Source organism: Kitasatospora sp. NPDC032121, from assembly GCF_055580145.1.
Genome location: NZ_JBVILX010000018.1, coordinates 24714 through 49333, shown reverse-complemented (window position 1 = coordinate 49333; position 24620 = coordinate 24714). Strand labels below are relative to the sequence as shown.

The following is a 24620-nucleotide window of genomic DNA, read 5'->3' as shown; positions in this document are numbered from 1 at the left end:
CCGGGGCCGGCAGTGGGGCACTGCCGGCCCCGGGCCGGCCGGTCCGTGTCACGTCGGGCGGGTCAGTTCGGACGGTGCTACGCGGACGTCGGTGCGGACGTCGGTGCGGGCGCAGGTGTGGACGTCGGTGTGGGCGCAGGTGCCGCCGTCGGTGTCGGTGTCGGCCGGGGCGGGCGTCGGCGCAGCGGCGCCAGTTCGCGCTCCAGGGTCCGCACGTCCAGCGCTATCCGGGACGCTATCTCGCGCGGAGCGGTACCGGCGGGCAGCCGGCGCGACCAGGAGCGGGGCTTGGCCGGACCGTCCTGGACCATGTGGAAGTTGAGCCTCAGCACGTCGGCGACGTCGACCAGGCTCACCAGGATCCTGGTGTCCCCGAGCTCGATGCTGACTTCGTTCCCGATGCACGAGCAGGCCACCAGGCCCTCGATGTCCTCCTCCGCCAGGTATCTGGCCAGGGGTACCGCCTTACCCCGGACCAGAAACGGACGTTCCACCGGAGTCACCGGACCGCCTCCTCCCCCAGCAGCTGTGCGCGCCTCGGCCGCGGCGCAGGCGCACCGCAACAGACCGGGCCCGGCCCATGCTCCACCACATCCGGCCGGATCGCCAACTCCGTGTCTCACCACGTGAATTGGCCGAACGCACCGACCCGGCGCACCGGCGCACACCCCAGCGCACCGGACCGGCCCGACGGCCCCGACGGCGGCAGCGAGCACATGGTCGGGGCCGCTCGTGTGCCCGCCCGCACGATGCGGACGGCCGTTCAATCGGCCTGAATTCATCGAACTTTCAAACGCACCTATGTCTAACGGATCATCAGACTTGTTGCAGATTAGGAAGGTTGTCCGTGCACGTTCTCCCGATCCATGGATAGCATCTGAATTCCATTCTGTTCGAGCGCTAATCGCCTGGGAGGGGCGGCGCCGGGCAGACCGACAGGAGTCTTCATGCGCGTGTCCAAGCACGTCCACCCCGTCAGCAGCCGTCCGACCGCGGCCGACATCGCCCTGCCACCGGCGCTGCCCTATCCCGACGGCTGGTCCGCACTCGCCTTCTCCGCCGAGCTCAAGCCCGGCACCGTCCTCACCCGCCGGCTCGCGGGCGAGGACGTCGTGCTGTACCGGCTGCGCAACGGCCGCATCCGCGCGATCCGCCCGTACTGCCCGCACCTGGGCGCCCACCTCGGCCTGGCCTCGGTCGAGGGCAACGACCTGGTCTGCCCCTTCCACAAGTTCGCCTTCGACGCCGAGGGCCGCTGCGTGCGCACCGGGTACGGCACCCAGCCACCCAAGGCGGCGCTGGCGCAGCTGCCGGTGCGCGAGGTCAACGAGTCGGTCTTCGTCTGGCGCCACCACGACGGCCGGGAGCCGGACTGGGAGATCCCCGCCTGGCACCGGATCGGCGACGGGCGGCAGCCGCTGCGGTACGCCTCCTTCGAGATGCCCGGCCACGCCCAGGACGTCATGGAGAACTCCTTCGACCTGGGGCACTTCATCACCCTGCACGGCTGGCCGCAGGGCGAGCTGGCGGCGCCGGTGGAGTTCGACGGCACCGGCTTCCACATCTCGATGCTGGTCCGGGAGACCTTCCCGCTGCTCGGGATGCGGGAGGTCCACGTCGAGGTGGACGGGTACGGCCTCACCGCCCTGCACACCGACGTCCACACGCCCTCGCTCGGCCTGCAGATCTGCTCGCTGGTCATGGCCACCCAGGTCGCGCCCGGCCGGATGCAGCTGCGGCAGGCGGGCCGCTTCGTCATGTCGGAGCCGTCCGGGCTGCCGCCGGCCGTCGCCCGGATCGTCAGCCGGGCGGTCACCGGGATGCTGGCGGGCCCGATGTTCAAACGGAACCTGGAGTTCACCTCGGCGGACTTCCCGATCTGGTCCACCAAGCGGTACGTCTCCCCGCCCCGGCTCGCCCAGGGCGACGGGCCGATCGGCGCGATGCGGCACTGGGCCCGGCAGTTCTACCCGCCGGACCAGCAGGCCCACCTGCCGGGCGCGGCGGCACTCGCCGACCGCAACGGGTCGAGCGCCAACGGGCACGGCGCGAACGGGCGCGGCGCCAACGGACACGGCGCGAACGGGCAGACTCAGCCGGAAGCCTCCAACGGAGCCACCCGGTAACCCCCGACCCCGTACACGGCGGGGCGGCCCCACTCCCGGGGCCGCCCCGCCGCTTCCTGCTGCCCGGAAGCCCTCGCCGGGTCGACACCGCCGCTCGGGCGCACCGCCCCACTATCGGCCCCCGGCACTCGGGAAGGCCCATGCTGTGCGCCCGGCGGCCGCGGCCGTGCGCCGACCGTGAGGAATTCGTGACGGCCTCACGCAGGATCGTCAACCGGGCCGGGCGGCGTCCACCGCGCCCGCCCCCGCACCCGCACGGCCCATCGACCGGACCACGGAGGAGAACAGATGACCGACCCCCGCACCGCTCGCCGGCGCACGCTCGCCGCCACGGCGACCGCCGCGCTCGCCGTGGGCCTGCTCGGCTTCGGCACCGCCCCCGCCCACGCCGACTCCCGGCCGCCGACACCGACCTGCAACCCTGCGACGGACCAGACCTGGGTCGACGTCACCGCCACGCAGGTCACCCCCAAGGTCACCGACTACCGCGCCGTCTACGTCGCCCCGGGCACCACCGGACAGCGCACCGAGACCCTGACCCAGATCGATTCGGTGACCACCACCGTCGACAACAAGACCGAGATCACCGCCTCCGCCGGCGTCCTGTTCGCCACGGTCGAGGCGAAGGTCGGGTTCTCGGTCTCGAAGACGACCTCCAGCACCAGGTCGACCACCGTGACGAACACCTGGAACCTCAACGACCCCGGGAAGTACGGCCTCTACCGCGCGACCCGCATGGTCACGGGCCAATACGTCAAGTTCATCTGCGCCGAGACCGGCCCCACCACCGGCATCTGGGTCAACGCCCTGCCGAGCGGCCCCGGGACGTTCACCACCTACGAGGTTCCGGAGATCGGCTCGGTCGCCTGTGCCTATCCCGAACCCGCCGGAACGGTACGCCGGATCGTCCAGACCCTCGTCGGATGCTGACCGTGCCCGCCCACATCCCGACGGAGGAACCCATGACCAACCCGCTGCGACGAACGGCCGCCAGGGCCCTGCGTGCCCTCGGCGTCGCCGCCCTGGCCTCGTCGGCCGCTCTCACCGTCCTCGCCGCCCCCGCGTCGGCCTCCGCCCCCACGGTGACCGGCTTCGATCCGGAGACGAAGACCCACAATTGGGCGGACCGGGAGGGCTGGGTCTGCGTGAACGGCTACTACCGGATCAGGACTCCGTTCACCACCCCGAACAGCAGCGACAACGTCCTCGACATGAGCCTGGCCACCCCGATGGTCGGAGCCATCATCCAGCACGAATGGCACACTGGCGACAACCAGCAGTGGGGCCTGTGTTACATCGGCTCGGGGAGCACGGCCTCCTTCGCCCTGGTGAACCGCAGGATCGGCCGCCTCTGCATGGGCATCGGGGACGCCGGCCGGCTTGACGCCTCGTGGCTCACCACCTTCGACTGCGGCACCCCGCCCTCCGACCACCAGCAGTTCTCGATCATCCGCGACCCGGCCGACCGCAACCGCGTGGTGCTCCAACTGAAGCACTCGGGCAACTTCGTCGCGGTCTCCGCTCCCGGGGAGCGGGACGCCGTGGTGGCCCAGTACTCCTACCGCGCCACCCAGTTCACCCTGGAGTGGGTGGGCTAGGCCGACTTCCGGAAGGCGTCGGACGTGCGTCTGGTCGGCCGGCCGGGGAAGTCTCGGGCGGCCGGCCAGAGGAAGCTCTAGGGTGGCGGCCATGGCCCGCTTCGTCCTGATCCGCCGTACGCCGCTGCCGCCCGCCGAGTGCTGGGAGCGGCTGACGGCCTGGCCCCGGCACGGGGAGCGGGTGCCGTTCACCCGGGTCTCCGTGGTCCGGGGCAGCGGCCGGGAGGTGGGCGACGTCGTCCTGGCCCGGACGGCGCTCGGGCCGCTGCGCTTCGACGATCCGATGGAGATCGCCGAGCTGGTCGTTCCCGGTTCAGACCCCGGATCCGGTTCAGGCCCCGGATCCGGCTCGGGCCCGGGTCGGGACGGGCTGTGCCGGCTGGTGAAGCGCGGCCGGCCGGTGCGCGGCTGGGCCGAGCTGCGGGTGCGGGCGGTGGGCGGCGGCAGTGCGGCGGTCTGGACGGAGGAGCTGACGGTCGCCGGCCTGCCCGGGCTGCTCGACCCCTTCCTCGCCCGGGCGGGGCGACTGGTCTTCGGCCGGGTGCTGGACCACCTGCTGGAGCCGTAGCCTCTCGGCTGGGTGCCCGAGCCTCAGGGCCGAGGGCGGATGGTCATCCCCGGGCGCCGGCGGTGCACCGTCAGGTAGACGACGCCCGCGGGCCCGGCGGCCACGCCCCGGGCGGCGCCGTGCGGCAGCATCCGCAGGTCGCCCGGGCGCAGGTCGTACGCGACGCCCTCGCAGCGCAGCGTGCCCTCTCCCTCGATGCCCAGCACCAGGACGTCCAGGTCGGGTTCCACGTGGTCGGCCACGGAGGCGCCCGGCCGCAGCCGCACCACGTTGGCGTCGAGCTGGCGCTCGGCGCCCGTCAACCGCCACAGTGCTCCGGTACCGGTGGCGTCCCGCAGCAGGTCGTCCAGGTGCACGCCGTCACCCTGGGTGTCCGAGTCCGTCATGCGCGCCATCATCGCACCGACCGGCGGGGGCCCTGTCGTCCGCACGCGCGAGTGCCTTCCGGCAGGGCTGACAAGGGCCGTCGCCCGGCCCTGTCGTCCCCGCGCGGAAGGCCCATTCGCTTTCCTGTCACGATGCGGCACTGCTCTGATGAATCGCCCGGGCTGTGTCACGTACGGTTCCGTGAAATCCCGTGACCGAATCCCCGCACAGCCTGTCCAGACTGCGTGCGGAAAGCGCCGTCCGGTCACTCGCCGCCCTGGCCGCCGTAGCGCCGCCGCCACTCCCGGGCGCGGGCGTTGTGCCACTCCACGCCTTCCACGGCCTGGCGCTCGGAGAGGCCGCTCAGGCGGGCGACCACGCTCAGTGGCACGGGTTCGTCGCACTCGGCGAGGGTTCGGCAGACCTTGGCGGCCCACTGCTCCTCCGGGACGAAGGGGCGGTGGCGGTAGTCCGCGATCAGGGTGCTCAGGTGCTCCGGGCAACAGGCCAGGACGACCCGCTTGCCGTCCAGTTCGGGCTCGGTGGAGTGCAGGGCGGAGGAGTCCGGCACCAGGGCGCCGAGCAGCTCGGTGCGGGCGACGGCGCGTCCGCACTGGTCGCACAGGTCGAGGGAGTCCGCGTCGGCGGCGGCAGCGTCCTCGGGCGGGGGTCCGATGTCCTCCATGTCGCGCGCCTACCCCGTGAGGCCGGGGCCAACCGGGCCCCCGACCGGTGGGGCCACCACTCGCCCGCGACGCCCGGGGTTTCGCGGCGCCCCGTCCGGAAAGCCGCTCCGGCACAGGCCGACCGACGAACCGAGGCTGCCATGACCGCGTTCGGCTACTTCCTGTCCTGCGAGGAGTTCACCCCTGCCCAGCTGGTCGATCAGGCCCGGCTGGCGGAGCGGGCCGGTTTCACCCGGCTGGCGATCTCCGACCACTACCACCCGTGGAACGACGCCCAGGGCAACGCCCCCTTCGTCTGGGGCGTGATCGGCGCGCTGTCACAGGTGGTCCGGCTGCCGGTGACCACCCTGGTCACCTGCCCCACGGTACGGCTGCACCCCGCCGTGACGGCGCAGGCCGCGGCCACCGCGGACGTGCAGCTCGCGGGCGGGCTGCGGCTCGGCATCGGCACCGGCGAGGCACTCAACGAGCACGTCCTGGGCGACCGCTGGCCGCCGTTCGCGGTGCGTGCGGAGATGCTGGAGGAGGCCGTCGAGGTGATGCGGGAGCTGTTCACCGGCGGCATGGTGTCCCACCGCGGCACGCACTACACGGTGGAGAACGCCCGGCTCTACACCGCCCCGACCGCACAACGGCTGCCGGTGTACGTCTCGGCCTTCGGCCCGAAGGCGGCCGAACGGGCCGCGGAGTTCGCGGACGGCCTGGTCACCATGAGCCCGGACACCGAACTGGTCGGCCGCTACCGTGCGGCCGGCGGCACCGGGCCGGTGCTCGGCGGGGTGAAGGTGTGCTGGTCGCAGGAGCGTGAGCGGGCGGTCAAGACCGTCCACCGGCTCTGGCCGACGGAGCTGCTGCCCGGCGAACTCGCCCAGGTGCTGCCCACGCCCCGCCACTTCGAGCAGGCCACCGCGCTGGTGACCGAGGAGATGGTGGCCCGCTCGGTGGTCTGCGGCGACGATCCGCGGCAGCACGCCGACCGGTTGCGCGCCTACGTCGGCGCAGGCTTCGACGAGGTGTACGTCGGCCAGATCGGCCAGGAGCAGGAGGGGTTCTTCGACTTCTACCGCGAGCAGATTCTGCCTCAGGTGGCCTGAGCACAGTTCCAGCCGGACGTCTTCGGCGAGGCCCTGCTGCCGTACGCGGCCGCCGCCGAGCACCTTCGGCTGGACCTCTCCGCCCGCCCGCCGGTGCGCCCCGCCGCCGCGATCATCGCCCGGCGGTGGCGCCGACCGGACGCCGGGCACGCCATGCCGCTGGAGTGCGCGGCGCTGTTGGAGTGCGCGGCCCGCCCGGCCGGGCCGCCCGGCGGGTGACGGCCGCGGCGCGGCTCAGCCCGCCGGCCGCGCGAGCAGGCTGCGGTCGAGGTCGGCCAGCAGTTCACCGGTGTCGCGGTGGATCTCGGCGGCGCCGGCGCCGAGGAGTTCCTGGGCGGCGAAGCCTCCGCTCTCCACGGCGACGCACGCCACCCCGGCCCGGTTCGCCGCCGTGACGTCCCAGACGGTGTCTCCGACGAACACCGCGTGTTCGGGCCCGGCGCCGGCGCGCTCCAGGGCGGCCCCGACCAGGTCGGGCGCCGGTTTGGTCGCGGACACGTCCTGGGCGGAGGTGGCCGCGGCGATCGCGTCGTCCGCGTCGAGGGCTCGGCGCAGCACCGTGAGCTCCCGCTCGGAGGCGGAGCTGGCGAGGACGACCCGCCAGCCCCGGCCGGCGCAGGCCCGCAGCAGCTCGGCGGCGCGCGGCAGCGGCTGGATCGCCGGCCAGTGGCTGGCGTACAGGGCGTCGTGGGCGGCGGTGATCGCCTCGTCGTCGCCGTGGTCGCGGTCGGTGCCGAGCAGGTGGTCGAGGATCTGGTCGGCGCCCATGCCGACGGCCCGGTGTGCCCGGGCGGTGGGGACGGTGCGGTCGTACTGCCGCAGCGCCTCCCACCAGGCGAGGGCGTGGAAGTAGGCGGTGTCGAGCAGGGTGCCGTCGACGTCGAAGAGCGCTGCCGGGGTGGTGGTCACGGCTTCCTCCTTCCGGTTCGGTCAAACGGTTCGGTCAGACGGTTCGGTCAGACGGTTCAGCCGGCCCGGTACTCGGCGGCCCGGGCGGCCGCCAGGCGCAGCCCGTGCCCGGGGGCGCCGTCGGCGCCGGGGGTGACGGTGCCGCCGGTGGGGTCGAGGGTGCCGTCGAAGAGCAGTCGTTCGATCCGGACGTGGTCGTGGAACCATTCGAGGTGGCGGCAGTTGGGGACGGCCGCGGCGGCGTGGGCGTGCAGGTGGGGTGCGCAGTGGGCGGAGACGTCGAGGCCGTGGGCCTGGGCGAGGGCGGCGGTGCGCAGCCAGCCGGTGAGGCCGCCGCAGCGGGTGGCGTCGGCCTGGAGGCAGTCCACGGTGGGGATCATCCGGGCGAAGTAGGCGAGGTCGTAGCCGTACTCCCCGGCCGTGACGTCGGGGGTGACGGCGTCACGGACCGTGCGCAGGCCGGTGAGGTCGTCGGAGGAGACGGGCTCCTCGAACCAGGTGACGCCCTGGTCGGCGAGTGCGGCGCCGATCCGGACGGCCTGTTTGCGCCGGTAGCCGCCGTTGGCGTCGGTGTACAGCTCGGCGCGGTCGCCGATGGTGGCGCGGGCGGCGCGCACCCGCTTCAGGTCGCGCCGTTCCCGGGTGCCCCACGACTCGCCGATCTTGATCTTGACCCGGGGGATGCCCTGCTCCTCGGTCCACTCCCGCAGTTGGCGTTCCTGCTGCTCGCCGGTGTACGTGGTGAAGCCTCCGCTGCCGTACACGGCCACCGGGCGGGCGGCGCCGCCGAGCAGCCGGGCCAGCGGCAGGCCGAGCAGGTGGCCGCGCAGGTCCCACAGGGCGAGGTCGACGGCCGAGATCGCGCCCGCGACGAGGCCGGGGCGGCCGGTGTTGCGTACCGCGCGGTTCATCGCCTCGTGGGCGCCGCTGGTGTCGTGGGGGTCGCGGCCGGTGATCAGCGGGGCGAGTTCGCCGGCGATCACGGCGGCGGTCGCGGGGGCGCCGTACGTCCAGCCGAGGCCGGTGTGCGGGCCGGCGGCGGCTGCGGCGAGGACGAGGGTGGTGCTGTCCCAGGCGATGGTGCCGTCCGCCTCGGGGGCGTCGGTGGGGACGGTGTAGACGCGGACGTCGATCCGTTCGACCTCGGTCATGGCGGTGCTCGCAGTCCGGAGCGCTGCCCGGCCGCGAGCAGCGTGGCGGCGCGGTCGACCAGGGCCATGATGGTGAGCGCCGGGTTGGCGCTGCCCTGGGTGGGGAGCACGCTGCCGTCGGTGATCAGCAGGTTGGGCACGGCGAAGGTGCGCAGCCGGTGGTCCACCACCCCGCCCAGGTGGTCGGCGGCCATGCGGCAGCCGCCGACCAGGTGGGCGTAGCGGTCGATGGTGATGACCTCGCTCGCCCCGGCGGCGCGCAGGATGGACTCCATCACCTCGCGGGCGGCCCGGATCAGCATCCGGTCGTTGTCGCACTGGGAGAAGGAGAACTCGGCGACGGGCAGTCCGCGGCGGTCGGTCTCCTCGGCGAGGGTGACCCGGTTGTCCGGCTGGGGCAGCAGTTCGGCCATGGCGCCGAGGGTGGCCCAGTGGACGTAGTCGGAGAGGTAGGTGCGCAGGTCGGCGCCCCAGTGGCCCTGGGCGACGACGTGTTCGGCCCAGGTGATGGGCAGCGGGGAGATGTTCTGGATGGTGAAGCCGCGCTTGTACGGCTGGTGCGGGTCGGTCTCGTAGTACTGCTCGGTGGAGACCTCGGGCGGCGGGGCCTTGTAGGCGCGGATCTCCTCCTCGAAGCGGCCGGAGGTCTGCGGGGCGCCCTGCACCATGACGTAGCGGCCGACCAGGTCGTGCTCGTTGCACAGGCCGTCGGGGAAGCGCGGGCAGGCGGAGTTGAGCAGCAGGCGCGGGGTCTCGATGGCGTATCCGGCGACGGCGACGGTGCGGGCCCGCTGGAGGTGTTCGCGGCCGTGGTGGAAGTAGCGGACGCCTCGGGCGAAGCCGTCGTGGTCGAGTTCGACGGCGGCGGCCGTGCAGTCGGCGCGGATCTCGGCGCCGTGCACGAGGGCGTCGGGGACGTGGGTGATCAGCGGGGAGGCTTTGGCGTTGACCTTGCAGCCCTGGAGGCAGAAGCCCCGGTAGATGCAGTGCGGGCGGCGGCCGAAGCGGCCGTTGGTGATGGCGACGGGGCCGACCCGGGCCTGGATACCGAGGGCGGCGGCGCCGCGCAGGAAGACCTCGCCGTTGCCGCCGACGGGGTGCGGCGGGTGGGGGTAGGGGTGGGGTTCGCCCCAGGGCCAGTACTGGCCGGCGACGGGCAGCTCGTACTCCAGCCGGCGGTAGGACTCCCGCAGGTCGGTGTAGTCGATCGGCCAGTCGGCGCCGACGCCGTCGACGGCGTGGGTGTGGAAGTCGGACGGGTGGAAGCGCGGCGCGTACCCGGCGAAGTGGACCATCGAACCGCCCACGCCGCGGCCGGAGTTGTTGGAGCCCAGCGGCACCGGGTCGGTGCCGGTGATCACTCGCGGCTCGGTCCAGTAGAGGTGCTGGGAGCCGGCCTCGTCGCTGACCCAGTCGGCCGGCGGGTCCCAGAACGGCCCGGCTTCCAGCACGACGACGCTCCAGCCCCGGCGGGCCATCCGCTGGGCGAGGGTGGCGCCGCCCGCGCCGCAGCCGACGATCAGCAGGTCGACCTCGTCCGTGTCGCCGTAGCGGCGCATGTCGCGTACCAGGGAGTGGTCGAAGCCGTGGCCGTCGGGCGGCAGCAGCCAGGCGGAGGCGTTGGTGCGGCGGACCTCGCGTTCGGCGGCGGCGTTGGCCCGTACGGTCTCGGCGGCGGCGCGCAGCCGGGAGTGCCGGCCGGGGTCGGTGGCGGGCGGCACCGAGCCCGGCGGGCGCCGGTCGGGCGGGCGGGGCGGCCGGGAGTGGGCGTCGGGGACCTCCCAGGGCTCGCGCAGGCCGACGCCGAGGCGCAGGTAGCCGCGGGGGTGGGCGGGGCCGCCGAAGCCGATCTCGTTCCAGGCGGTGGGGGTGGCGTAGTAGGCGGTGCAGGCGTAGCGGGTCCACAGGCTCCACACGTGCGGCGCGGGCAGACCGTGCCAGCGCACGTCCCCCATCGCCTGGACCCGGCCGATCAGTGCCCGCTGCTGGACTTCGGTGAGGTCGGCGAAGGAGCCGTCCGCGTCCTCGTCCAGGGCATGCAGGGTCTGCCGCCAGGCCTCGTCGTCCTCGGGCATGTCGCCGTAGTGCCAGCCGTCGGTCTGCCGCTCGGCGAGGCGGGCGTCGATCATCCCGAGCAGCGGGACGGCCGGGTGGTCGAGCAGCTGGTCGAGCAGGGCGCGGGCGGTGGCCTCCTCCGCGGGGGTGAAGAAGCGCAGCGGCGGGAGCGGGCCGGTGCGGCCGAGCACCACGGCGGCCGTTTCACGGTCCCAGTGGCGGGCCTGGCCGAGCACGTCGTACCCGGGGAAGCGCGGCTCGCGTCGGGGTTCAGGCATCGCGGGACTCCCGGCGCAGGACGGCGGCGAGCAGGCCCATCCCTCCGACCAGGCTCATCAGCAGCGGCGCGAACAGCGGCGGGCCCATCTCCACGTTGTAGCGGGCCATCGCCCAGCCGCCGGGCTTCTCGGCGATGCCCCGCACGTGCAGCCAGGTGCCCTGCAGCCCGTTGACGGTGATCGCGGCGGAGGCGACCGGCAGCAGCGTGTGCGCCGCGCGCGGGCTGCACGCCCCGGCCACCCCGGCGGCCGCGCCGACCGGGCCCAGCCACACCGGCCACCACATGACGCGGTTGCCGAAGCCGGCCCGGTCGTGCTCCAGGTAGATCTCGGCGGCGGTGATCACCGAACCGCCGGCGGTGGCCAGGGCCAGCGAGCGCTGGAAGCGGCCGGTGCGGATGTTGCGCACCGCGAGGTCGATGCCGCGCCTGGCCGGGTCAGTGACGCCCATGGCGGCCTCCGAAGGAGGGCAGGAGCTCCTGGAGCTTGGCCCGGAAGCCCTGGCGGACCATCGCGGCGCGGTCGGCGTCGCCGCGCAGCACGGACTCGGCGGCGGCCTGGATCTGGTCCCAGGTGGCGTGCGGGGGGATCGGCGGGACGGCCGGGTCGGTGACCAGCTCCAGCACGTACGGCCGGTCGGCGGCCAGGGCGCGCTGCCAGCCGTCGGGCACCTGCCCGGGCTGGTCGGCGCGCTCGCCGCCGAGGCCCAGGCTGCGGGCGAAGCCGGCGTAGTCGACGTCCGGGAGCTGCTGCGAGGGCAGGAAGCTCGGGGCGCCCTGCATCGCCCGCATCTCCCAGGTGACCTGGTTGAGGTCGCGGTTGTTGAGCACCGCCACCACCAGGCGCGGGTCGTCCCACCGCTGCCAGTACTTGGCGACGGTGATCAGTTCGGCGAGGCCGTTCATCTGCATCGCGCCGTCGCCGACGATGGCGATCGCGGGCCGGTCCGGGTGGGCGAACTTGGCGCCGATCGCGTACGGCACGCCCGGGCCCATGGTGGCCAGGGTGCCGGACAGCGAGCCGCGCATCCGGCCGCGGAAGCGCAGGTGGCGGGCGTACCAGTTGGCGGCGGAGCCGGAGTCGGCGGCCACCATGGCGTCGTCGGGCAGCAGGTGGTCCAGGGCGTGGACCGCGTACTCGGGGTTGATCGGGTCGGCTTCGACCTCGGCCCGCCGCTCCATCACCTCCCACCAGCGCTCGGTGTTGTCGCACACCGTGCGCTGCCAGTGCCGGTCCTCCTTGCGGACCAGTAGCGGCAGCAGCGCGTCCAGGGTGCGGGCGGCGTCGCCGACGAGGTTGACCTCGTACGGGTAGCGCAGACCGACCATGAACGGGTCGAGGTCGATCTGCACGCCCCTGGCCTGCTCGAACTCGGGCAGGAACTGGGTGTACGGGAAGCTGGAGCCGACGGTGAGCAGGGTGTCGCAGTCCCGCATCAGTTCGTACGAGGGGCGGGTGCCCAGCAGGCCGATCGACCCGGTGACGTACGGCAGCACGTCGGGCAGCACGTCCTTGCCGAGCAGCGCCTTGGCCACGCCCGCGCCGAGCAGTTCGGCGACCTCCTCGACCTGTCGGCGGGCGCCACGGGCGCCCTGGCCGACCAGCATCGCGACCTTCCGCCCGGAGTTCAGCACCTCGGCGGCACGGTGCAGTTCCTCCTCCTGCGGCACGACCGTCCACCGCGGATCGCCCAGGCTGGAGGGCACCATCTTGAACGCGTGCTCGGGCGGGCTGTAGTCCAGCTCCTGGACGTCGGCGGGCACGATCACGGCGGTCACCGTGCGCCGGGCGGCGGCGGTGCGCATCGCCCGGTCCAGCACGTTGGGCAGCTGCTCGGGGACGGTCACCATCTGGCAGTACTCGGCGGCGACGTCCTTGTACAGGCTGAGCAGGTCCACCTCCTGCTGGTAGGAGCCGCCCATCGCGCTGCGGTCGGTCTGCCCGACGACCGCGACCACCGGAACGTGGTCCAGCTTGGCGTCGTACAGCCCGTTGAGCAGGTGGATCGCGCCCGGCCCTGACGTCGCCGCGCACACACCGGTGCGCCCGGAGAACTTGGCGTAGCCGACGGCCTCGAAAGCGGCCATCTCCTCGTGCCGGGCCTGGATGAACACCGGACGGTTGTCGGCCCGACCCCAGGCCGCGAGCAGCCCGTTGATGCCGTCGCCGGGGTAACCGAAGACGTACTCGACGTCCCAGTCGCGCAGTCGTTCCAGGATCTGGTCGGAAACCTTCGGGGACACAGCGTTCCTCCTTCGCTCCTTCACGGCCCGGCCCCCCGCAAGCGCGGCTAACCGCTGCGGGGGCCCGGAAACGCCGCACGGAGGAAAAGTCGGGCCGGCCCCTCCGTCCGGCCACCCGCTCGACCCGCGTTTGACCGGCCCGGCTGCGGCTAGACGCGCCGACGAACAGGAGGCGAGGCGATCACCGTGACGGCACCGGGCACCGACCGCGAGACCCGCGCACCCCGTCACCGGGCGGGACGGCGGGAGACCCCCGACGAACGGGCGGACCGGCGCTGGACCGATCTGCTCCAGGAGGTGCGGGTCGCCCAGACCGGCTCCCAGGTGCTGTTCGGGTTCCTGCTGAGCGTCGTCTTCATGCCGCGCTTCGCCCAGCTCGGCGGCTTCGACCGGGGACTGTACGTGGTCACCGTCGTCCTCGGGGCACTGGCGACCGGCTCGCTGGCGGCCCCGGTGGCCTACCACCGGATCTTCGCCGGCCACCGGCTGAAACCCGAGCTGGTGAACGCCGCGGCCAGGCTGGTGGACATCGGCCTGTTGCTGCTCGCGCTGACCATCGGCTCCGCCCTGCTGCTCCTGCTGCGGACGGCCACCGGATCGGCGGTGGCGGGCTGGATCACCGCGGCGGTCATGTTCTGGTTCGTCTGCTGCTGGCTGCTGATCCCCATCCGGCACCTGCACCGGCACGACGACCGGTGCACCGGCCCGCCGGAGGACGATCCCGACCCCGACTCCCGCTCGTCGGGTTTCGGCGGGGACGGTCCGGCCAGACGCCCACCATGAGGATCCTCAGCCGCTCCGAACCCCGTACCGTCGTCATCACCGGCGCGACCGCCGGAATCGGCCGGGCCTGCGTCCGCGCCTTCGCCACCGGGGGCGACCGGCTGGTGCTGGTCGCCCGGGGCCTGGCCGGACTGCGCGCCGCCTCGGCCGAGGCCCAGGCCGCCGGCTCGCCGGTGCGCACCGTGCTGGCCGACGTGGCCGACCCGCAGGCCTGCGAGGCCGTCGCCGCCCGTGCCGAGGCCGAGTTCGGGCCGATCGACGTCTGGGTCAACGACGCGTTCGCCTCGGTCTTCGCGCCCTTCACCGAGATCAGCCCGGCCGAGTTCCGCCGGGTCACCGACGTCACCTACCTCGGGTACGTCAACGCCACCCGCGCCGCGCTGCGCCGGATGCTGCCGCGCGACCACGGCACGATCGTGCAGGTCGGCTCGGCGATCGCCTACCGGGGCATCCCGCTGCAGACCGCCTACAGCGGCGCCAAGCACGCCATCCAGGGCTGGCACGAGGCCCTGCGCTGCGAACTGCTCGCCAGCGGAACGGCGGTGCGGGTGACGATGGTCCAGATGCCCGCCGTCAACACCCCGCAGTTCGACTGGGTACTCAACCGGCTGCGCGGCCGCGCCCGCCCCGTCGCACCCGTCTACCAGCCCGAACTCGCCGCCCGCGCCGTGCGGTTCGCCGCCGAGCACCCCGGGCGGCGGGAGTACTGGGTGGGCGGCAGCACCGTCGGCACCCTGGTCGCCAACGCGCTCGCCCCCGGCCTGCTCGACCGCTACCTCGCCCGCACCGGCATCGACGCCCAGCAGGAGGACGGCCCCCGGCAGGCGGACCGCCTCGCCAACCTCTGGACACCGTCGGACACTTCCGACGACCACGGCGCGCACGGCCGCTTCGACGACGAGGCCCGGGAGCGCAGCACCCAGCTGTGGGCCTCCCAGCACCACGGCCTGCTCGCCGTCGGCGGCGCCGTACTGCTCGGTGCGGCGGCGAGAGGGCTCGCACGCGGGTCACGGTCCGGGCCGCCGGAGCCGGGCTGACCTTCAAGCCGGGCTGACCTTCAAGGGGTGCCGGGCGTCCAAGGGGTGCCGGGCGTCCAAGGGGTGCCGGGCGTCGGCGCGCGGGTGGTCCGACGGGCCGCCCGGAGCACCCGGCCCGTCAGCGAGCCGTCCCCCCGCCCCGCCGAGGCTCGGCGGCGCTCCGGCGCCAGTCCAGGTACTGCTGGCGGACGTACTCGCGCGCGCCGTCGCCGTCGGCGGTGACGCGGTCGTGTTCGGTCAGCTCCCCGGCCGCTATCCGCGCCCGCACCACCTGGTGCGGGTCGGCGTCGCCGCCCGCCAGGGCGATGCGGTCGGCCAGGGCGGCGGCGCGCAGCAGGTACTCGCGGCGCTTGCGGGGCGGGCTCTTGACGGTGCTCCGGTGGGCGGCCAGCTCCTTCTCCTCCGACGCGAGGCCCGGGGCGTGCGTGTACGCCTCCCCCGCCGTGGGCACCGGCCCGTCCGGCACCTGCCGCACCGGCTCGGGCGGCAGCGGCGGCAGGCCGTAGGCGTGGAGCACGGCGTTCGCGAACTCCGGCTGGTCGACGGGTACTCCGTGCCGGCCGAAGACCGCGAACAGCTCCGCCAGGGCGCGCGGTTCGACGCCGCGTGGCCGGTCGTCCTCGGTGACGTCGATCCGGCCGAGCTGCGGGCCCCAGAACCGGCCCGGCGGGTCCACCAGACGCAGGCGCAGGGTCACGTGGTGGCCGCTGGTCTCGATCTCCTCGCCGAACTCCATGGCCAGGCCGCTGATCTCCGACCAGGCGTAGCGGCGCGCGACCAGCAGCCGGACCAGGGTGAGGCCCTGCTCGTCCTCCCGTAGCCGGAAGGTGTGCGGCACCCCGACTGCCGCCGCGCCACCGATCAGCACGCCGATCAGGGTGGCCGTCCCGGCGCCGGTCGCACCGGACAGGCCGAGCGCGAGCATCGTCGCCACCGCCAGGACGCAGCCGATCCCGATGTTGCCTCCCCACTGCCGCATGAACGACAGCCGTACCGTTCGCATCCCGCCCCCTGATCGACCGTGCGTGTGCCTCCACGGTCCCGGGGATCACCGGGCCGGGCAAGCGCCGACGGGGAGCTGTGACGGCCCCGTGACGAATCCGCCGCACGGCGGCCGTCGAGCGCGCTACCGCCCGCGCAGCCGCCGGACGAGGTCGCGGGCGGCCTCCGGCCAGCTCGGGTGGTCGAAGGCGAAGCCCGCGTCGAGCAGGCGGGTCGGGACGACGCGGCGGCTCTTCAGCAGCAGCTCGGTGTCGGAGCGCAGCGCGAAGGCGCCCAGTTCGGCCATCCAGCGGGTGGCGGGCAGGGCCAGCGGCATGCCCCAGGCGGTGCGCAGCTCGCGCATGAACTCGCGCTGGGGCAGCGGGTTCGGGGCGGCGAGGTTGACCGGACCGGTGAGGTCCTCGCGGGCGATCAGGAACTCGACGGCGCGGGCGAAGTCCCGCTCGTGGAGCCAGGAGACGTACTGGGCGCCGCCCGCGACCGGCCCGCCGACGCCGAGCCGGGCCAGCCAGGAGAGCGCGTCGAGCGAGCCGCCGCGCTCGGGGCCGAGGACGGCGGCGGTGCGCAGCGCGACCCGGCGGGTGTGCGGGGTGTCGGCCTCGGCCAGGGTGCGCTCCCAGGCCTGGGCGACGTCGATGCTGTACCGCCAGGCGGCCGGGGCGTCGGGCTCGCTGCCGCCGATCAGGCCGTCCCGCTCGTCGTTGGGGGCGTCGTGGCGGTGCGCGTAGACGGTGGCGGTGCTCATCTGGAGCCAGCACGAGGGCGGGCGGCGGGCGGCTGCGACGGCCTCGCCGACGATCCGGGTGGACTGCACCCGGGAGTCCATCATCTCCTGCCGGTTCGCCTCGGTGTAGCGGCAGTTGACGCTGCGCCCGGCGAGGTTGAGCACGACGTCGGCGCCGTCGATCTCGGCCGCCCAGGCGCCGAGGGTCCGTCCGTCCCAGCCGACCTGCCGGGGTCCGGCGGGCCTGCGGCTGAGCACGACGACCTGGTGCCCGGCGGCGGTCAGGCGCCGGTCGAGCAGTGTCCCGAGCTCACCGGATCCACCGGGAATGACGACCTTCATGGGTTCCCCCTCTTGCCTCGGTTCCTCGGAACCCAGCGTAGCCCAGCATTCTGAACGTGTTCAATTCTATGCCCCGATCCCCTCCGAATGTCGACCGTGATCGTCGGTCAGCAGAAGTGGACCTTGCGCGGAAGCACTCCGGTACCTACCGTCTCGATGTATCGAACCGATACATCGAGACGGAATCAGACTGTCGATCAGCGGGGGCTTCAGTGACGGGAATCAACGACGACACCCGGCAGCACCAGGACGACGCGCGTGGCCGGGCGGCCGTCGGCCAGGAGTCCGCGCAGGATGAACGGCGGCTGCACAGCTCGTCGTTCGGCCGGGCGGCGGGCGCCTACGCCGAGCACCGCCCGGACTACGCGCAGGCCGCGGTGCGCTGGGCCCTCGAGGCCGCGCCCGGCCCGCGGGTGCTCGACCTCGGCGCCGGGACGGGCAAGCTCACCGCCACCCTGGTCGCCCTGGGCCACGACGTCGTCCCGGTCGAACCCGACCCGGCGATGCTGGCCGAACTGCGCGCCGCACTGCCGACCGTCCGCGCGCTGGCGGGACGAGCGGAGGCGATCCCGCTGCCGGACGGCTCCGTCGACGCCGTGGTGTCCGGCAACGCCATGCACTGGTTCGACATGGACCTCGCGGGGCCGGAGATCGCCAGGGTCCTCGCCCCCGGCGGCGTGCTGGCCGGCCTGTGGAACGTCTTCGACGACCGGGTCGACTGGGTGGCCGGCCTCGCCCGCGTCACCGGCCCCGCCGCCATCGGCCCGCGCGACGTGCCCACCGGTTGGCGCGTCGAGACGGCGCGGATGCACCTTCCCCGGTCCGGCGGGGACGCCCGGTTCGACTCGCCCGAGCAGGCGGAGTTCCCGCACGGGCAGCGGCGGACCGCCGACTCCCTCGTCGCCACCCTCTCGACGAAGGCGGGCGTCCTGGTCATGCCGGAGCAGGAACGGACGGCCCTGCTGGACGCCACCCACGCCTACCTCGCCGACCGGCCGGAGACCGGCGCCGGCGAGTTCACCCTCCCGATGCTCACCAGCGTGCTGCGGGTCCGCCGGATGTGAGGCCCGCCGGCCCGTCCTTCCGGTGACCAGCGGCCCTCGCTCCCCGCTCACCCGTCGCCCCGAGGAGCGCGGTCCCTCACCGCAGGGCTCGCGCCGACCGCCCCCGCCTGCACCGCGCAAGAGAGACGGCAGGCCCTGCCACGGACCGGAGGCGGCGCGGGAAGAAGCCGCGAGACGTCACCACCCGACGGCGGCGACGGTGTGGGCGGAAACCCGGGCATCGGCCCGGGACGCCGCATCAGCGGTTGTCACGGCGGGGAACGCGCAGGGCCAGGACGGCGACGTCGTCGTCGTTGTCCGAGGGCCGGACGCGTTCGAGGAGCCGTTCGCAGAACGGTTCGAGCCGGTGGTGGGCGAGCGCCGCGGCGTGGCGGCGGAGCCGGTCGAGGCCGGGGTCGATGCCGTGGGCCCGGGACTCGATGAGGCCGTCGGTGTAGAGCAGGAGGGTGGAGCCGGGCGGTAGCTGGACGGAGGCGTTGCCGCGGGTGGCCGTGGCACCGGTGCCCAGGAGCAGGCTGTGCGGCGCCCGGAGGAAGTCGGCGCGACCGTCGTGGGTGACGACCAGGGGCGGGGGGTGGCCCGCGTTGGTCCAGGTCCAGGTCCAACCGCCCTCCGGGTCCGGAGTCAGGCGCCCCAGGACGAGGGTGGCCATCAGCCGGTCGGTGACGCGCCCCATGGCGTGGTCGAGCTGGTCGACCACGCCGCTGGGCGGCCCCTGGTGGGACCAGGCGAGGGCGCGGAGCATGTTGCGCAGCTGGGCCATGCCCGCGGCGGCCTCCAGGTCGTGGCCCACGACGTCGCCGATGACCAGGACAGTGGCGTCGCCGGGAAGGGTGAAGACGTCGTACCAGTCGCCGCCGACCTGGGAGGCGTCCGGCGCGGACAGGTAGCTGGCGTGCAGTTCGACTCCGGGCAGGTCGGGGAGGTGGGGCAGCAGGTGGCGCTGCATGGTCTCGGCGACCCGTCGCTGGCGTTGGTACAGGCGTGAGTTGGAGATCGCCACACCGGCCCGGCGGGTGATGTCCTCCAGCAGCGAGAGGTCGCGGGTGGCGAACCGCACCCGGCCGTCGCCGCGTCCCAGCGTGAGCGCGCCGAGGACCTCCTTGGCGCCACGGACGGGGGCGACGGCTGCCGAGCGCATGCCCGTGGCGGCGAACAGTTCGTGCTGGACGACGGCGATGCCGGAGTCGGGTCGGCCCTGGTAGACCTGCGGGCCGGCCAAGGAGGCGGCGGTGCCGCGCAGGGCGCGTGACAGCGGCATCGGGGACTGCGGTGACACGGCGGGTATCGGCCCTTCCAGCTCCGGGTGCCGGGCCGGGCGGCCGTCCCGGTGCTCGACCACGCGGGCGCGCCAGATGTCGCCGGTGTCGTCGATGAGGTCGATCACCATCCAGTCGGCCAGGCGCGGCAGTACCAGGTCTGCCAGCCGGTCGACCATCTCCTCCTCGTTCATCGTCGACGTCAACGAGGTGGTGGTCTCGGCGAGCAGGGCGAGCCGCTCGAGTTCGGACAGCTGCCCGGGCTCGTCGGAGGCCGTGTCGGCCGGGCGGGGATGGAACAGCACCAGGGTCGCCGGACCGCCGGCCGTCCGGTAGGGGGTGGCGGTCCACCGCACCGGCACCAGCGCACCGTCACCGCACACGAACCACACGCTCGCGCCACTGCACGCGGTGCGGGACAGGATGGCGTCCATGAGCGGGCACTGCGCCCGCGGGAGCGTGCTGCCGTCCGGCTGGCGGTGCAGCAGCTCGTGGTGGTCGCGACCGACCACGTCCGCGCGGTCCATCCGCAGCAGCCCGAGGGCACGGTCGTTGACCGCGACGATCCGTCCGCTGTCCTCGACCACGTACCCGCCGAGGTCGCCGACCTCGGGCGCCGCGCCCGACGGCTCGGTCTGCCTCGGTTCCTGCCCTCGCATGAGACGCGCCCTTCGCCCATCGGATGGAGAGGATGGAAGGTGACACCAGTAGATCACGCGGTTGCCGCACGACCCGATCCAGGCGCCGGTACGGTCGGCCGGTTCGAGGCGGTCGGCCGGGAAATCGGCTGGAAGTGCGGGTTGATGACGCCGACGACGGTCAGGCCGCGTACGGGCGCCTCGACCTTCTTGATGCCCGCCCTCTCCCCGAACGGGCTATCCCGCATGGTCGAGTCCCTCTCCGCGCGCAGATGGTGAAGCAGGGTGCGCGGCGGGACGCTTCCGTAGATGCGCCGAGCTTCGCCCGAGCCGTCACACCACCAGGTATCCGCACATCCTCCCGGATTCCTGACGACGGGAGTAGGGAAATGCAGCAAAACCGGCTTCTGCTGTTCACCGACGACGTCCGGGACGAGGAGATCCGGTCCCAACGGGCCACCGAGATGAGCGACAGGCTCCTTGGCGCGACCGCGGCGCGGCTCGACCAGGCGCACAGGTCTCCGGTGATCGCGAATGTGACCACGACCCACCGCGTCCGATACGGAGCCGGGCGGTGACCGGCAGACCGCCCGTGCCGCTGACGGGACGGCGTGTGCTCGCCCTGGTCGACGGGGAGCACTACCCCGACGTGGTCCGGGAGACCCTGCGGATGTTGCCGTGCCGGGTGGTGGGTGCCCTGCTCGCCGGCGGTACGGAGAAGCTGCGGCAGGCACCGGACTTCGGCGTGCCGCTGATGACCGGGAGCCTGACGCAGGCGGTGTCCGCGTGCGGGGCCGACCTGGTCCTCGACCTGTCGGACGAGCCGGTGGTCGGCGGCCCGGAGCGGATGGCGTACGCGGCGCGTGCGATGGCCTGCGGCGTCCCGTACGTCGGGGCGGACTTCTGCTTCGAGCCCCCGCGGCTCGCGCCGTTCGCGCTGCCGTCCCTCGGCATCGCCGGCACCGGCAAACGGATCGGCAAGACCGCCGTCAGCGGGCACATCGCGCGCCTGCTGGCCGGGCGGTGGAACGTGGTGGTCGTCGCCATGGGCCGCGGCGGCCCCGCGGATCCCGAGGTGGTCACCGCCGAACCGGGCCTCGCCGACCTGCTGGCCCGGTCCCGCACCGGCCACCACGCCGCCTCCGACTACATCGAGGACGCGGTCCTCGCCCACGTCCCCACGGTGGGGGCCCGACGCTGCGGCGGCGGTTTCGCCGCCACCCCGTTCGCCTCCAACGTCGAAGCGGCGGCCGAACTGGCCGCGAAACTCGCACCCGACCTCGTCATCTTCGAGGGCAGCGGCACCATCCTGCCCCCGGTCGACGTACGCCGACGGATCCTGGTCGTCGGCGCCGACCAGGATCCCGACCGCATCCTCGGCTACCTCGGCGCCTACCGGATCCTCGTCTCCGACCTGGTCGTCCTCACCCTGCCCGACCCCCACCTCGACACCAGCGCCGTGCGCACCGCCATCCACCGGATCCGGGACGTACCGCTGATCGCCACCGCGCTGCGCCCGCGACCGGTCTCGGACGTGGCCGGGCATCGCGTGGCGTTCTTCACCACCGCCGCGCCGCACGTCGTGCCCGGGATGGTCGACCACCTGCGGACCAGGCACGAGGCCCGGGTCGTCCACGCCACGAGCGCCCTGGCGGACCGCAGGCGCCTGCGGGCAGAACTCGCGGAGACGGAGGCGGACCTGTACCTGGTGGAGCTGAAGGCCGCCGCCGTCGACGTGGTCGCGGAGCACGCCCAGCGGCGCGGCATCCCGGTCGTGTTCTGCGACACCGAGGTGACGCCGCTACCCGGGGAACCGGACTTGGACCAGGCCGTCCTCTCGCTGGCACGTCAGGCCCTCGGGTGAGCGGCGAGCGGCGAGCGGTGGAACGTGCCGGTGCACACTGCTGCGCCGCCGGTCGGCACCGTGTGCCCCGGAACGTTCGAGGACGGGGAGGCGGCGGACCGGCACGCCTCCCGCTACGCCCACGCGGGCTGAGTTCAGGGGTCGTGGCGATCGCAGTGGTCATGACCCGCGTCGTGCCCGTCGCCATCGTGCCCGTCGTGCTCGTGGTGCTTGATCGTGGTCGTGTCGTTGGCGGTATGGATGGTGGTGTCACCGCCTCCGGTGACGGTAGCCGTGTTGGTGACCTGCGCAGAGGCGTCGCAGGAGACGTCGACCTTCAGCGTGATCGGCGGGTAGTCGTGCCCGGCAGGCAGGACGTCACTGCGGGTACAGGTGAGGGTGGCCAGAACGCAGTGCCATCCCTTCCCGGTGATCCGGTCGGCCCGAAGACCTGCGGGGAGGGTGTCGTGGACGGTGACCGTGGTGCCATCGGTCGGGCCGGCCGCTGCGGCGTTACCCACAGTGATGGTGTAGACGCCGTCCTCGCCCCGGACGAAGGCGTCCGCGTGACTCTTGGCAATGGTCAGGGAGGGGCCGAGTACCGTGAACGTGAGGCCGGTACTGCCGGTGCCGGCGGCGATGTCGGTACCGCCGGGGTCAGCGGGGACGCTGCCACTGGATTCGGTGAGGCCGGTGGCGGCGGTGTCGATCACCGGCACCGCGCGGCCGTCGACCCGGGCGACGGAGGCGCGCTGGACCGTGGCGGTCCAGACTGTGGCCAGGACGATCGCCAGGACGGCCGACCCGGCCATCACGACCGCCCCCGTCTTGCGGACCCGCACCCTCAGCCACCGTCGAAACATGCCGCCCATACCTCCCGGGCCGCGGCTTGTTTCAGCCCGCCCTCTCCCATGCCTGAACACCGACATCTCCGCTTCCAAACCGCCGACAACAAGCCGTTACTGTTCGTGACCTGAATATCACTCTGTACTTCGGTGAGTGGGCTCGCGAATACAACACGGTGGTGCTCGCGGCGAGCACACGAGACCCGACGGACAACCCCTCATGCGTCACCCACGGAGCGGATCAGCCGGTTGCGGGGGCGGGGCTCGGTCGACGTGGTCACCGGCGGCGCCGGAGGAACTTGAAGAGCAGAAGGCACAGGGCGGCGACGAGGGCCGAAAGCCCGGCGACCACAGGGGAAGGGAAGGGCCCTTGCTGGGCGGCCGACGCGGCGACTACCCCAGTGCTACCGGGAGTCGTCGGGAAGGTGACGGTGGCGCGCGTGGTGTGCTCGACCAGGCCGCTCCTGAGCGTGAGTTCCACGGTCGACGGGCCGTCCGGCAGCTGTGCGCCCAACGGGACGACCACCTCCGCAGCGTCACCCGGAGCCAGTGTGGTGCCCGTCCTGGCCGGGAACGGTCCGGCGCGCAGTCCGCCCGAGCCGTCGAAGACGGAGAGTGCCCCGCCGATGTCCAGGGCGCGGCCCCCCGTGTTGTGGATCCGGGCGTGAACCTCCCCCCGCCCGTCGCGGGCTCGGGCCGGACGGAGCCGCTCGATCTCGAAGTCCGAGGGTGGCTCACCACCGGGACCGACGTCGATGTACATGCGGACGCCCACCCGGCCCTGGAACGTCACATTGTGCGAGCGGTCCGTGGGGGTGTCCGTCTGCGCCCAGATGACGCCGTACCGCTCCCCGGCGGCGGCGTCCCCGGGCACCCGGATGGTGGTGCGCACCCGCACCGTTTCGGAGGCCGCCAGCTCAAGGTCCGCCGTGTCGAGTGACGTCCAGCCGGTCAGCTCGTTGGGGGTGCGCTCCGGCGCGAAGGTGAACTCACCCTTCGCGATGGTGGCCGCCGCGGCGTAGACGTTGACGTGCATCGGCGTGGACGACTCGTTGGTGACCTCCACCCGCCGTTCGATGGTCGAGCCGGGCGCGAGGTGGTCGACGATGTAGGCGTGCGCCCTGGGATCCGCGCGGCGGCTTTCCGGAGCGTCGAGCAACTTGATGCCGATGGTCTTCCCCGCGGCCGGGTCCCGGGGGGAGGACAACCCGGGTGCCGCACGCCCCGCTGCCGGCATCGCCCCGGCCGCCTGTACGAGGGCCAGCGCCAGCAGCAGAACCCCGCACCGGCGCGCCCCCTTCATTCCATCAGGCAACGGACTGGGTCAACGTTCCGGTGTAGGTCCCGGAGACGGCGCCGGCGGGCACGTTGACGGAGATCGTCGGGTTCCAGGACGCGGTGTTGTCTCCGACACCGTTGGTTCCGCTGAGCACCGTCTGCGCGGTGTTGCTCAGCGTCACGTTCGTCGGAGTGACGGTGATGGTACCGGTCGTCGTCACCGCCCCGACCGTGTAGGTGGTGTCGGTGGCGGGCAGCGTCGACGCACCGTTCGTGAAGTCCGTCTCCGCCGCGGTCACCGTCCAGGAGGCCGAGAGGAGGGCGCGATCGTCGGTGACGGTACAGGGCCCGATCGGCGCGCTGATGACGGTGCCGGGCGCTCCCGAGCCGAGGTTGGCACTGGCCGGTACCGACAGCGTCAACGCGCCGGACGTGACCGTGAACGTGACTGTCGTGCTGGGGTCGGCCGCCGCGACGGCGAGGCCCGGCTGGACCGCGACGAGAGTCACGGCTGCGGCCGCGATGGACATGATTCGTGCAAGCACAATTGCTCCCGAAGTAGCTGCCCGCCAGCGGACACTGGCAGACGTGGCGTCAGGGAATCGGGCGCGGCCTGTTCACGCAAGCCGACGCGCGCCACGCTCCGCCGCACGAATGACCGCATTTCAGCCGGATCGAAGCCCGGCCCGTCTCGCCGCCACCCTTGCGATCCTCGCCGGCCGGCAGTGCGT

24 protein-coding genes are annotated in these 24620 nt (G+C 73.4%); 9 read left to right on the top strand and 15 right to left on the bottom strand.

Annotated features, from left to right (window positions below; translation table 11 throughout):
• Positions 1 to 77: 77 nt before the first annotated feature.
• Positions 78 to 494 carry a hypothetical protein gene (locus tag ACZ5OX_RS32005; protein WP_465634854.1) on the bottom strand — a complete coding sequence of 139 codons (417 nt, stop codon included), beginning with the start codon at positions 492 to 494 and terminating at the stop codon, positions 78 to 80.
• 453 nt (positions 495 to 947) lie between these two features.
• Here ACZ5OX_RS32005 and ACZ5OX_RS32000 point away from each other — a divergent pair, with 453 nt between their 5' ends.
• From ACZ5OX_RS32000 to ACZ5OX_RS31985, 4 genes are all read left to right on the top strand, one after another.
• Complete coding sequence (locus ACZ5OX_RS32000; protein ID WP_465634852.1) at positions 948 to 2126, top strand: Rieske 2Fe-2S domain-containing protein; 1179 nt, start codon at positions 948 to 950, stop codon at positions 2124 to 2126.
• A 288-nt stretch (positions 2127 to 2414) separates the two neighbouring features.
• Entirely contained in the window at positions 2415 to 3056 is a 642-nt protein-coding gene (locus ACZ5OX_RS31995; protein WP_465634850.1) for a hypothetical protein, read from the top strand.
• Complete coding sequence (locus ACZ5OX_RS31990; RefSeq protein WP_465634848.1) at positions 3050 to 3724, top strand: RICIN domain-containing protein; 675 nt, start codon at positions 3050 to 3052, stop codon at positions 3722 to 3724. The genes ACZ5OX_RS31995 and ACZ5OX_RS31990 overlap by 7 nt, the downstream gene beginning before the upstream one ends.
• 91 nt (positions 3725 to 3815) lie before the next feature.
• Positions 3816 to 4292 carry an SRPBCC family protein gene (locus tag ACZ5OX_RS31985; RefSeq protein WP_465634846.1) on the top strand — a complete coding sequence of 159 codons (477 nt, stop codon included), beginning with the start codon at positions 3816 to 3818 and terminating at the stop codon, positions 4290 to 4292.
• A gap of 23 nt (positions 4293 to 4315) precedes the next feature.
• On the opposite strand, the gene ACZ5OX_RS31980 is transcribed toward ACZ5OX_RS31985, so the two are convergent.
• Positions 4316 to 4678, bottom strand: coding sequence for a cupin domain-containing protein (locus ACZ5OX_RS31980; RefSeq protein WP_392877003.1), 363 nt, complete (start codon positions 4676 to 4678; stop codon positions 4316 to 4318).
• Positions 4679 to 4923: 245 nt separating this feature from the next.
• On the bottom strand, positions 4924 to 5343 hold the full coding sequence (locus ACZ5OX_RS31975; protein WP_465634844.1) for a hypothetical protein: 420 nt from the start codon (positions 5341 to 5343) through the stop codon (positions 4924 to 4926).
• A 141-nt stretch (positions 5344 to 5484) separates the two neighbouring features.
• On the opposite strand from ACZ5OX_RS31975, the gene ACZ5OX_RS31970 reads away from it, so the two are divergent.
• The gene (locus tag ACZ5OX_RS31970; protein ID WP_465634842.1) at positions 5485 to 6438 is read left to right on the top strand and encodes a TIGR03557 family F420-dependent LLM class oxidoreductase; all 954 of its coding nucleotides are present in this window, start codon (positions 5485 to 5487) and stop codon (positions 6436 to 6438) included.
• 234 nt (positions 6439 to 6672) lie between these two features.
• Here the strand turns inward: ACZ5OX_RS31970 and ACZ5OX_RS31965 are convergent, their stop codons facing one another.
• Genes ACZ5OX_RS31965 through ACZ5OX_RS31945 form a run of 5 tightly spaced genes read right to left on the bottom strand, consistent with a single transcriptional unit; the run spans position 6673 to position 13074 of the window.
• Positions 6673 to 7347 carry an HAD family hydrolase gene (locus tag ACZ5OX_RS31965; RefSeq protein ID WP_465634840.1) on the bottom strand — a complete coding sequence of 225 codons (675 nt, stop codon included), beginning with the start codon at positions 7345 to 7347 and terminating at the stop codon, positions 6673 to 6675.
• A 56-nt stretch (positions 7348 to 7403) separates the two neighbouring features.
• Positions 7404 to 8498: an enolase C-terminal domain-like protein gene (locus tag ACZ5OX_RS31960; RefSeq protein ID WP_465634838.1), complete on the bottom strand. Its 1095-nt coding sequence runs from the start codon at positions 8496 to 8498 to the stop codon at positions 7404 to 7406.
• Positions 8495 to 10831: a GMC family oxidoreductase gene (locus ACZ5OX_RS31955; RefSeq protein ID WP_465634836.1), complete on the bottom strand. Its 2337-nt coding sequence runs from the start codon at positions 10829 to 10831 to the stop codon at positions 8495 to 8497. The genes ACZ5OX_RS31960 and ACZ5OX_RS31955 overlap by 4 nt, the downstream gene beginning before the upstream one ends.
• Positions 10824 to 11282: a hypothetical protein gene (locus tag ACZ5OX_RS31950; RefSeq protein WP_465634834.1), complete on the bottom strand. Its 459-nt coding sequence runs from the start codon at positions 11280 to 11282 to the stop codon at positions 10824 to 10826. The genes ACZ5OX_RS31955 and ACZ5OX_RS31950 overlap by 8 nt, the downstream gene beginning before the upstream one ends.
• The gene (locus tag ACZ5OX_RS31945) at positions 11269 to 13074 is read right to left on the bottom strand and encodes a thiamine pyrophosphate-requiring protein (protein WP_465634832.1); all 1806 of its coding nucleotides are present in this window, start codon (positions 13072 to 13074) and stop codon (positions 11269 to 11271) included. The genes ACZ5OX_RS31950 and ACZ5OX_RS31945 overlap by 14 nt, the downstream gene beginning before the upstream one ends.
• 186 nt (positions 13075 to 13260) lie before the next feature.
• On the opposite strand from ACZ5OX_RS31945, the gene ACZ5OX_RS31940 reads away from it, so the two are divergent.
• On the top strand, positions 13261 to 13857 hold the full coding sequence (locus ACZ5OX_RS31940; protein ID WP_465634830.1) for a DUF6328 family protein: 597 nt from the start codon (positions 13261 to 13263) through the stop codon (positions 13855 to 13857).
• Positions 13854 to 14894, top strand: coding sequence for an SDR family oxidoreductase (locus ACZ5OX_RS31935; protein WP_465634828.1), 1041 nt, complete (start codon positions 13854 to 13856; stop codon positions 14892 to 14894). The genes ACZ5OX_RS31940 and ACZ5OX_RS31935 overlap by 4 nt, the downstream gene beginning before the upstream one ends.
• Positions 14895 to 15012: 118 nt before the next feature.
• Here the strand turns inward: ACZ5OX_RS31935 and ACZ5OX_RS31930 are convergent, their stop codons facing one another.
• Together ACZ5OX_RS31930 and ACZ5OX_RS31925 are read right to left on the bottom strand one after the other, a co-directional pair.
• Positions 15013 to 15897, bottom strand: a complete 885-nt coding sequence (locus ACZ5OX_RS31930; RefSeq protein WP_465634826.1) for a hypothetical protein — start codon at positions 15895 to 15897, stop codon at positions 15013 to 15015.
• A gap of 123 nt (positions 15898 to 16020) precedes the next feature.
• Positions 16021 to 16962, bottom strand: a complete 942-nt coding sequence (locus tag ACZ5OX_RS31925; RefSeq protein WP_465634825.1) for a TIGR01777 family oxidoreductase — start codon at positions 16960 to 16962, stop codon at positions 16021 to 16023.
• 212 nt (positions 16963 to 17174) lie between these two features.
• Here ACZ5OX_RS31925 and ACZ5OX_RS31920 point away from each other — a divergent pair, with 212 nt between their 5' ends.
• Positions 17175 to 18026 (top strand): class I SAM-dependent methyltransferase, encoded by an 852-nt coding sequence (locus ACZ5OX_RS31920; RefSeq protein WP_465634823.1) that lies wholly within the window; start codon positions 17175 to 17177, stop codon positions 18024 to 18026.
• Positions 18027 to 18264: 238 nt separating this feature from the next.
• On the opposite strand, the gene ACZ5OX_RS31915 is transcribed toward ACZ5OX_RS31920, so the two are convergent.
• Positions 18265 to 19944, bottom strand: coding sequence for a PP2C family protein-serine/threonine phosphatase (locus tag ACZ5OX_RS31915; protein ID WP_465634821.1), 1680 nt, complete (start codon positions 19942 to 19944; stop codon positions 18265 to 18267).
• Positions 19945 to 19997: 53 nt separating this feature from the next.
• Positions 19998 to 20438, bottom strand: coding sequence for a hypothetical protein (locus tag ACZ5OX_RS31910; RefSeq protein WP_465634820.1), 441 nt, complete (start codon positions 20436 to 20438; stop codon positions 19998 to 20000).
• 59 nt (positions 20439 to 20497) lie between these two features.
• Here ACZ5OX_RS31910 and ACZ5OX_RS31905 point away from each other — a divergent pair, with 59 nt between their 5' ends.
• Positions 20498 to 21787, top strand: coding sequence for a hypothetical protein (locus ACZ5OX_RS31905; protein ID WP_465634818.1), 1290 nt, complete (start codon positions 20498 to 20500; stop codon positions 21785 to 21787).
• A gap of 134 nt (positions 21788 to 21921) precedes the next feature.
• Here ACZ5OX_RS31905 and ACZ5OX_RS31900 read toward each other — a convergent pair whose 3' ends face one another.
• The 3 genes from ACZ5OX_RS31900 to ACZ5OX_RS31890 all read right to left on the bottom strand — a co-directional run bounded on the left by ACZ5OX_RS31900 (position 21922) and on the right by ACZ5OX_RS31890 (position 24419).
• Positions 21922 to 22695, bottom strand: a complete 774-nt coding sequence (locus ACZ5OX_RS31900) for a hypothetical protein (RefSeq protein ID WP_465634816.1) — start codon at positions 22693 to 22695, stop codon at positions 21922 to 21924.
• Positions 22696 to 22888: 193 nt separating this feature from the next.
• Positions 22889 to 23914 carry a COG1470 family protein gene (locus ACZ5OX_RS31895; RefSeq protein WP_465634815.1) on the bottom strand — a complete coding sequence of 342 codons (1026 nt, stop codon included), beginning with the start codon at positions 23912 to 23914 and terminating at the stop codon, positions 22889 to 22891.
• A 4-nt stretch (positions 23915 to 23918) separates the two neighbouring features.
• Complete coding sequence (locus ACZ5OX_RS31890; RefSeq protein WP_465634813.1) at positions 23919 to 24419, bottom strand: hypothetical protein; 501 nt, start codon at positions 24417 to 24419, stop codon at positions 23919 to 23921.
• Positions 24420 to 24620: the final 201 nt, after the last annotated feature.